The sequence below is a fragment of the Acinetobacter sp. YH12099 genome, assembly GCF_013419195.1.
Taxonomy (GTDB): domain Bacteria; phylum Pseudomonadota; class Gammaproteobacteria; order Pseudomonadales; family Moraxellaceae; genus Acinetobacter; species Acinetobacter towneri.
Genome location: NZ_VPAP01000037.1, coordinates 1 through 8,922, shown reverse-complemented (window position 1 = coordinate 8,922; position 8,922 = coordinate 1). Strand labels below are relative to the sequence as shown.

Genomic DNA, 8,922 nt, shown 5'->3' with positions numbered 1-8,922 from the left:
TTAAGTTCTTTATCCGACATAGACACCAACATATCAAACCGTCCGCTAAGAAAATTGCAACAGCGCATATTCTAAAAGCGGACATTTTTACTTTGGAGAAACCGGACATTTCTATTTTGGAGTTACAAGTGTACTTCGTATAATATCCATTATGTTAAATGGACAATTAATAATTGAATATTTCACCTTTTTTTTTAATTAGTAGCTAAAATTACTTTATAATTTAAACTTATAAGGTATTTAAAGTGAAAAGTCCTCTTTCTAAAATATTTCTACTAAATATTCTCATAATGGCTGGTAGTGTTGCGTATGCCATTGAAGTTAAGCCATTCAAATTTATAAAAAATAATGAAGGTTATCCAGAAAATATTGGTTTATATAAAATAACAAATAAATACAGTGAGTTATATGTAAAACAGTATCCATTTTCTATTGAGAACAATAATAGAAATGCTGGTTTTATTAGTGAGATCGACCCACAATGTGAAATCTTAGAAAAGATATATAAGCAACAGCAGAATACTTATGTTGTAACAAGTACATGTGGCGCATGGTTTGGTATGAGTAGCCCAGAAAGCCATTATTTTATATATGAGTTTAACGATCTAGCAAAATTAATTAAATCTGAAACTATTGAATTCAAAGAGTCATTAGATATTACTATTTCAGAGCTTAATTCAGGTATAAAAATAACATCAAGCCAAAGTCCTAAAACTGGGAAAAAATATGATTATGAATACAAAAATGGGAGCTTATATGACTTCTCAACATCTATGAATAGAAATTTAGTTTCAAAAGAAAATGATAGAATCTGTAAGGGATTCTATGATCAAGTTTATACTCAATTTAAGTATTCTTATGTACCTGGTATGACTAATCTTTTTGAAATTTTACCTAGACATGCTTATTCATGGGTTCCAAACAAAATAAAATCTAGTGAAGAATTATCAGATAAATTAGCCAATGATTTAAAAGGGAAAGATCTAACACAACGTAGAAATGTTCCTTATTCAAGATTTAAACAAGACTATTGTTCTTAACTAAACTTAAGTATTCCTAAAATTAATATAATAGGTGCTATGCAAAGTCAAAATGTTAGAACCCATTCAAAATGGGAGCTATAAGCTCCCATTTTTAGTCTTTAATACGCTTTTTAGCTTCGTCATAAACTATGCTATCAGCTCGTTTCCCGACTGTGATGAGCAAGATAACTACCTGATCATCTTTAAATTGATAGACAAGTCTGACACCAGCTTTTAATAATTTAATTTTATAGCAACCTGCAAGATTGCCTCTCAGCATATTCTTTGGAATATGTGGCTGCTCTATGACTTTGGCTAGTTACTTCTTAAATTGATCTCGTATAGCAACAGGGAGTTTTTCCCATTTGTGTGTCCTTACCCATTTAACCCATTTAAAATTATTAAATTAAAAAATAAATTGAACAACAGAAATAATATAAGTATATTTCTGGAAATTAGCTTTAAAGAGACTAAGTAGGTGAAAAGACTATTAAAAATTACATTAATCAGCGTAATGGTTCTTAATGCTCAAAATATATTTGCAAAAATAATTATAGATAATGCAAATTATCAATCTAAAATTATAAAATTAAATAGTACAAAGAATCCCAAAATAACAAGAGCTTGGGTAGAAACCGAGTTTAAAGAGGAGAAGAATAGGTCAACAGTTCTATATGAGATAGATTGCGAACAAGAAAAATTCCGAAGACTAGGAGGAGTTATGTACAAAGAAGTAACAGGTGATCCAATAGCTATGGAACCTACAAAAGAAGAATATATAATTCCAAATACAAATCTAGATACGCTTAAAAGGGAGGTATGTACAGGAAAATATTAGAAAAACTTGAGAGATTTGGGGGATCAGAGAATTATTGTAGTTATCCTGATCTAAATGACAATTCAAGAGTAAAGATAGAAAAAATTTGTTATTTAATTTAGGGCGGCACTGTCACACGAGGGTGTAAATAATTCTGTGTAAATACAGTTTTATTTACAGTCTCTAAAGCTCCCTTTTTATAGGGCACTGTTGCAAATAGGCTGACATGATAAGCTAAATATCTTATTTATTTCGAGATACAGCAGATGAATCCCTTCCACGGTCGGCACTTTCAAGGTGAAATCATTCTTTGGGCTGTTCGTTGGTATTGTAAATATGGCATCAGCTATCGTGAACTTCAAGAAATGCTCGCTGAACGAGGCATAAATGTGGATCACAGTACAATTTATCGTTGGGTTCAGCGTTATGCTCCAGAAATGGAAAAACGGTTACGCTGGTATTGGCGTAACCCTACAGATTTACATTCATGGCATATGGATGAGACTTATATCAAAGTGAAGGGGCGATGGACTTACCTGTATCGTGCAGTTGATCAACGTGGTCATACGATTGACTTTTACCTTTCCGCTAGACGGAACAGTAAATCAGCCTATTGTTTTTTAGGAAAGATCTTCAATACGGTGAAAAAATGGCAAATTCCACGGGTCATCAATACAGATAAAGCAGCGACCTATGGCCATGCTTTATCACGGTTAAAGCGAGAAGGAAAATGTCCAGTAGATATTGAGCACAGGCAGATTAAGTATAAAAATAATGTCATTGAATGTGATCATGGTAAGTTAAAGCGAATCATCAGGGCCACATTAGGATTCAAATCTATGAAGACTGCTTATGCCACAATTAAAGGTATTGAAGTCATGCGTGCACTACGTAAAGGACAAGCATCGTCATTTTATTATGGTCAGCCTCAGGGTGAAGTGTGTCTAATCAACAGGGTTTTCGGTCTCTAAGCACTTTTTAAAGGGAACATCATCGACTCAAATCTCTATTTGCAACAGTGCCGTCAAATTAACGAACACACGGATATTATTGCTGAATATGAGCAACACAAGCAAGGTCGCACTATTACAGGATTTACCTTTAAATTTAAACAAAGAACCAAGCCCAAAACGGTAAAAGCTGAAAAGACAGAGCGTGATCCACATACAGTAGATATGTTTATAACCATGACCGATAATCAACGCTTTGCCTTCGCTAAAAAAATATCTCAATTACATGAGGCATCGTATTTGGCACAAGGGCAAGCAGGTCGAAGTTACGATGTGTTTGCTGAACAAATTGCTGAAGCATTATTAGATAGTGAAAAGCAGAAAGTATATTTACCCTTCTTATCGAAATTAGGGTTTAAATTTTAAGATTTTTATTCGCTGTTTACAGGTTGTGGTAGAAGTAGTCCTTGATATCAAAAACAAAAATTATTTTAAGGGAATAAAGGCTTCTGACTATCACCAAATGATAAGTTATCTGAGTTCTATTCAGTGAAAAACTGCTATATTAGGGGTCAGCACAGAAAACGGAAATTATAGGGCGGTAAGTACATTTATTTACTTCTATGTAGTTGTTATTTAAGAACTTCGTTAAAAATCTTTCAATTAAATTGCATGTTGCCAATCTCTAGCAGACAGGCAAAGCATAAAAATATAAATCTTTGATTTTAATAAATTAATTAGTCGACAAAATTCCTTGTCGTACTATTTTCTCCAAATTCTGGGGTAACCCCTATCAAATCAAAAACTCGATGATATGCGTCATTTAGTTGATCAAATACCTTCTTACGGCAGTCAATCTATACCTAAAATAAACGATCCTAGTTGGGAGGGGTTATTAGATGATCGGAGAATATCTTGGAATATGAACGACATCACCATAATAGAAAGGCTAGTACTTATTTATTATACTTTTAGTATGAAGGTTCTTAGTGTTTTCAATCAAGAATTTGCAGAGAGAGGAGTTTCTTTTTCATACTCTGATTAGTATGCCTATGGCAAACCAATTTCACTGCTTCGGTACCCTAGTGAGGACTAGAACCTTAGGCTGTAGGCTAATGATATTGGTATATTGAGTTATTTAGGTAGTCGCGGTGTACTTCATGGTGTATAGAAAGTTAGTTTTTCGAGCTAATAAAGCCATTTTGACAAAATTTAAGAAGTATTTTAGAAAACTAGATAGTTACACAGAATTTAGGGTAGTCTCAAAATGAAAGTTATAACTAATGGTTCTTTAACATCTTCTAATTCCTTTGGTGAAAAATAAGATTCCATTTTATGCTTAACTCTCAACTTTTTTTCGCTAAATCATTTATTTTACGAAGGTTAGACTTTCAATATTAAACTTACAATTCTTGTAATACAGCCATTCCAATAGGCTTAAGAAGTTGAGAGTGGCATTTCTTGCATAGAATTATTTTGTATTAAATAAAATAACTAAAGGTTTGGCTCGTGAAGATCTCAATAAGAAAACTGTATGTAATTAGCTTAAGTGCATTAATTACTGTGGCTTGTTCCAGTCAAAGTGAATCAGAAGGGATGCTAATTATAAATAACAAAACCTCCGAAGATATAACTAAGGTTAATTTAACTTATAAAACCACTAATAAATCAGAAAATATAGGTAATTTATCTCCTAATCAATCATTTAAGTATCCTATAAAATATTCTGACACCGAAGACTCTATAGTAATTACATATACTGATAGTAATAATACAGTGCATAAGGATGTAGCTGTTCCTTATTTCGGTAAATATGATAAGAAAAATTATAGTTATAATATCAAGTAGTTTAAGTATTATTAATATTTAGAGTGTACGGCATTGACGGTATAGGTTAAATTGACACTACAAGACAGCACTTTAACCAATTTCAACAGCAACATCCCCAAATATATTTAATATAAATTAAGCATGAGATATAAAAATGCACGCCTTTGATATTATCATACCCCAATATACAGGTATCGCTGAAGATGATGATAGCCACGACCATGATGTATTTTGTTATTTAGGAAATTTAGAAGGCAACGGACAAATATTACCCCGTAACCATCATTTAGCTGTTAGCCAAAATGATATTACTCGCGTGACTGTGGTGTGTCCTGAAATGGATGCCCTTGACCGTAAAAATATGAACAGCTATGCCCAAGAAATGCACAATAAAATCGAACAGTTAGCAGGTAAACCCATTCAAACCTTGTATATCGGAGAAGACCATGACTATCCTCTTCCCCGTTATGCCGTACCAACGCAATCTGAATTTTACATGTTGCGTTGGGGCTGGAGTTCGCCTTTACTAGATGGAGTAACCTTACAAGGTATTCCTCTATATAAAATCCCATATACCCAACCTGATCACCCTTGTTATGATAATGTGTGGTCATGGTATCGTCAGGCTGAAGCGTTATATCGTTTGTGGCTTGGTTCTCAACCAGTAAGTGAAGCCTTTGCCTTAGAGCAAATGCAAAATCCCAATTCTGAGCATAGCAAAATAGGTCGAGAATTGTGCCGTATCATTGAACAAAGCACAGGTGTACCCACCTATTATTTTCTAATGAATTACCGTGATTGGACACAGGCAGAAGATATGGAACAAAAATGTCCACTGACAGGGCAGGATTGGCTATTGCCTGCCAATACCTATCACTATATTGATTTTAAATGCGATGAGAGTCGTTTGGTGAGTGAGTTGAGTCAAAATTGGTCGGATGAAAGCGAGGACTGACCGAATGAAAAATTATTTGTGGTAAGCTCATAAAGCCTATCAAGCATAGAGATAAAAATAACACCCAAACTATCTGTAACCAACCGTGAATCGTCTCGATATTTTCGGAGAGTGTTTTACTGGAATCAGGTACAGGACAAGTTTATTTTCAGTATACCCTAGCGGAACCACCTAAAAAGGCACTGTTGCAAATAGGCTGACATGATAAGCTAAATATCTTATTTATTTCGAGATACAGCAGATGAATCCCTTCCACGGTCGGCACTTTCAAGGTGAAATCATTCTTTGGGCTGTTCGTTGGTATTGTAAATATGGCATCAGCTATCGTGAACTTCAAGAAATGCTCGCTGAACGAGGCATAAATGTGGATCACAGTACAATTTATCGTTGGGTTCAGCGTTATGCTCCAGAAATGGAAAAACGGTTACGCTGGTATTGGCGTAACCCTACAGATTTACATTCATGGCATATGGATGAGACTTATATCAAAGTGAAGGGGCGATGGACTTACCTGTATCGTGCAGTTGATCAACGTGGTCATACGATTGACTTTTACCTTTCCGCTAGACGGAACAGTAAATCAGCCTATTGTTTTTTAGGAAAGATCTTCAATACGGTGAAAAAATGGCAAATTCCACGGGTCATCAATACAGATAAAGCAGCGACCTATGGCCATGCTTTATCACGGTTAAAGCGAGAAGGAAAATGTCCAGTAGATATTGAGCACAGGCAGATTAAGTATAAAAATAATGTCATTGAATGTGATCATGGTAAGTTAAAGCGAATCATCAGGGCCACATTAGGATTCAAATCTATGAAGACTGCTTATGCCACAATTAAAGGTATTGAAGTCATGCGTGCACTACGTAAAGGACAAGCATCGTCATTTTATTATGGTCAGCCTCAGGGTGAAGTGTGTCTAATCAACAGGGTTTTCGGTCTCTAAGCACTTTTTAAAGGGAACATCATCGACTCAAATCTCTATTTGCAACAGTGCCCAAAAAAGATTGAAAACCATTTTAAAGCTTTCGACTTAACCTTTTTTTACATCAATAATGGCTTCATTTAATGTCAGCATACTTTTTGAAACACCACCTGATTTTCTTGTACACTGTCAGACAAGACAGACTCCAGTAAAGTTTTATCTGGCTGCAAATTTTCAAACTCTTGGTACAGATAACCAATTTTTAATTTCGGTACAGCATAGATCCCTTCATACTTATTTCTGATTAAAGAAAAAAGAGTAGATTTACCACTTCCATTATCCCCCAATACAGCAACTTTTTGTTTGTTTCGGATTTCAAAAGAGGCATGATTAAAAATCAAATGATTATCATATCCAAAAGTTACTTCTTCACCACGAATTAATATTTTATTTTTCGGGGGATTTGTTAGCTCAAAATTAATTCGAATATTTGCCTGTTCTTCGACTTGTTCTTTTACATCTAACTGCTCTATTCGTGATTGCACGGCTTTTGCTTGCTTTGCTATTGCTTTTTGTCGCCCTCCAAAAGACTTGTAAGTAGATATGAAACTTCTAGCTCTAATTTCAGAATTACTCATATTCCTTGGCTTATCTGTTATCGCTTCAGCTTGCCTTTTTTTCTGCAAATAAGCTTCCTCTAGTTGCTTTTTCTTTGCTTGATAATTTTCATATTCTCTTTTCTCAGTGTGAATTTGATGTTCCTTCTGCTGTTTATATGCAGTATAATTCCCGTCAAAACAGTTAATGGTATTGTTGTCAATCTCAATAATTCGATTACACAATTCATCTAATAAATTTGTATCGTGGCTAATAATCATCATTGTGTTATATTTTCCTAAATTTCGCTTTAGCAATTGAATCCCTTTAGTATCTAAATTCGCTGTTGGTTCATCTAGTAAAAGTATTGAACTACTCTTAGAAAAAGTCTCAGCTAAACGTAAACGAGTTTTTTCCCCACCACTGAACCAACCTTCAGATATTGTTGAGCTGGAGCGAAATTCTTTCAATTGCCAAGAATCTACTGATTCGTGGTATTGACCGAATTGTTTATAATAAGAGATATCTCCCTTAACCTCAACATTTCCCTTGTCAGGAGCTATATCATTGTTAATGATCTCCAACAACGTCGTTTTTCCACTTCCGTTTAACCCGACTACACCAATAATATCGTTCTTAAAAACAGTTAATTTATCAAAAGTAAAAAGAAGCTTGCCTCCAAAATATTTTTCTATTCCTCTCATTTTTATCAATTCCATACAATCGCCTCCCTTTCTAGCGATTAAGTTAATAAACATATTAAATCATTAATTAGTTTTTGTAGTTTAGAGAGTTTATTTCTTAGGGTTTCTATTCCTCAATTATTCCGTATCCTTCTGGTGCAGGAATCCCATGTTCCGAAGAACGACTGACTGATTCCCACTCTTTCCATGTAAATATACGTTTTTCTGCATTTTCAACAGCTAAATCATATACAAGGCTTCCCAGAACTAATCGGAGAGGCGGATTCTCACTATTAACCAGTTTCATTATAGCTTCGGCGGCTAACTTAGGATCACTATCCACCGATTCGTTTGAATATTGTTGGGCCAACTTTTCACGTAATGAATCATACTCTTTTTTCTGTGTAGTAAAACTCATTTTTAAGTATAGATTCGTCCAGTAACCTCCAGGTTCTACGATAGATACTTTTATACCAAAATGTGCAGCTTCTTGTGCTAAAGCCTCGCTAAATCCTTCTAAAGCAAATTTACTAGCGCTATAGATTCCCGACATTGGACCACTAATCAGTCCACCAATACTAGATATCTGGATAATATGACCTGATTCTTGTGCCCGCAAGTACGGCATAACAGCTTGACTTACCCATACTGTACCGAAGAAATTAGTTTCCATTTGGCTTCTAACTTCATCTTCACTAAATTCTTCAATCATTCCCATTACCATATTCCCTGCATTGTTAATGACAATATCGAGTCTTCCAAAATGTTTAATGGCAGTTTCCACTGTAGTCGAAACAGCACTTCTATCAGTAACATCAAGACTTAAAGGAAGTAACATTCCTTCAAACTGGCATTTTAACTCATTCAGTTTTTCAATATTTCTAGCAACACCAACAACCTTCTCTCCTGACTCCAATGCTTTTTTTGTGAATTCGTATCCTAGTCCACTGCTTGCACCTGTAATAAACCACACACGTGTATTTTCATTGTTATTAAATGTCATAAATAATCTCCTCGGTAGTGTTTCAAAAAGTATGCTGAAGAAAAAGCCGATTGGATTTTGATAAAATAGAGAAATGCAAATAACTCTAGCAATCAAATGTCCAACCTGCCTCAGTGATAGTATAAAGAAAAATGGTATCA

Annotated in this window: 10 protein-coding genes; 7 read left to right on the top strand and 3 right to left on the bottom strand. The window is 34.6% G+C overall.

Annotation, left to right across the window (positions count from 1 at the left end):
- The first annotated feature begins 245 nt into the window (after window positions 1-245).
- Window positions 246-1,040, top strand: coding sequence for a hypothetical protein (locus tag FTU39_RS13355; protein ID WP_031946098.1), 795 nt, complete (start codon window positions 246-248; stop codon window positions 1,038-1,040).
- Between the two features lie 94 nt (window positions 1,041-1,134).
- On the opposite strand, the gene FTU39_RS13350 is transcribed toward FTU39_RS13355, so the two are convergent.
- Window positions 1,135-1,329, bottom strand: coding sequence for a type II toxin-antitoxin system RelE/ParE family toxin (locus FTU39_RS13350; protein ID WP_050595110.1), 195 nt, complete (start codon window positions 1,327-1,329; stop codon window positions 1,135-1,137).
- A 171-nt stretch (window positions 1,330-1,500) separates the two neighbouring features.
- On the opposite strand from FTU39_RS13350, the gene FTU39_RS13345 reads away from it, so the two are divergent.
- From FTU39_RS13345 to FTU39_RS13320, 6 genes are all read left to right on the top strand, one after another.
- The gene (locus FTU39_RS13345) at window positions 1,501-1,860 is read left to right on the top strand and encodes a surface-adhesin E family protein (RefSeq protein WP_179989163.1); all 360 of its coding nucleotides are present in this window, start codon (window positions 1,501-1,503) and stop codon (window positions 1,858-1,860) included.
- A 245-nt stretch (window positions 1,861-2,105) separates the two neighbouring features.
- Complete coding sequence (locus FTU39_RS13340; protein ID WP_043963410.1) at window positions 2,106-2,810, top strand: IS6-like element IS1008 family transposase; 705 nt, start codon at window positions 2,106-2,108, stop codon at window positions 2,808-2,810.
- 39 nt (window positions 2,811-2,849) lie between these two features.
- Entirely contained in the window at window positions 2,850-3,215 is a 366-nt protein-coding gene (locus FTU39_RS13335; protein WP_218944957.1) for a RepB family plasmid replication initiator protein, read from the top strand.
- Between the two features lie 1,083 nt (window positions 3,216-4,298).
- Window positions 4,299-4,637: a hypothetical protein gene (locus FTU39_RS13330; protein WP_114237945.1), complete on the top strand. Its 339-nt coding sequence runs from the start codon at window positions 4,299-4,301 to the stop codon at window positions 4,635-4,637.
- A gap of 136 nt (window positions 4,638-4,773) precedes the next feature.
- Window positions 4,774-5,574: a DUF2310 family Zn-ribbon-containing protein gene (locus FTU39_RS13325; protein WP_114237944.1), complete on the top strand. Its 801-nt coding sequence runs from the start codon at window positions 4,774-4,776 to the stop codon at window positions 5,572-5,574.
- Between the two features lie 241 nt (window positions 5,575-5,815).
- Complete coding sequence (locus FTU39_RS13320; RefSeq protein ID WP_043963410.1) at window positions 5,816-6,520, top strand: IS6-like element IS1008 family transposase; 705 nt, start codon at window positions 5,816-5,818, stop codon at window positions 6,518-6,520.
- 125 nt (window positions 6,521-6,645) lie between these two features.
- Here FTU39_RS13320 and FTU39_RS13315 read toward each other — a convergent pair whose 3' ends face one another.
- The gene (locus FTU39_RS13315) at window positions 6,646-7,815 is read right to left on the bottom strand and encodes an ATP-binding cassette domain-containing protein (RefSeq protein ID WP_179989164.1); all 1,170 of its coding nucleotides are present in this window, start codon (window positions 7,813-7,815) and stop codon (window positions 6,646-6,648) included.
- Between the two features lie 91 nt (window positions 7,816-7,906).
- Complete coding sequence (locus tag FTU39_RS13310; protein ID WP_078081115.1) at window positions 7,907-8,782, bottom strand: SDR family oxidoreductase; 876 nt, start codon at window positions 8,780-8,782, stop codon at window positions 7,907-7,909.
- Window positions 8,783-8,922: the final 140 nt, after the last annotated feature.

What these genes read in the sequence shown, in the direction of transcription:
- FTU39_RS13340 (WP_043963410.1), top strand. Translation starts at nt 2,106, where the DNA reads ATGAATCCCTTCCACGGTCGGCACTTTCAAGGTGAAATCATTCTTTGG.
- FTU39_RS13325 (WP_114237944.1), top strand. Translation starts at nt 4,774, where the DNA reads ATGCACGCCTTTGATATTATCATACCCCAATATACAGGTATCGCTGAA.
- FTU39_RS13320 (WP_043963410.1), top strand. Translation starts at nt 5,816, where the DNA reads ATGAATCCCTTCCACGGTCGGCACTTTCAAGGTGAAATCATTCTTTGG.
- FTU39_RS13315 (WP_179989164.1), bottom strand. Translation starts at nt 7,815, where the DNA reads ATGGAATTGATAAAAATGAGAGGAATAGAAAAATATTTTGGAGGCAAG.
- FTU39_RS13310 (WP_078081115.1), bottom strand. Translation starts at nt 8,782, where the DNA reads ATGACATTTAATAACAATGAAAATACACGTGTGTGGTTTATTACAGGT.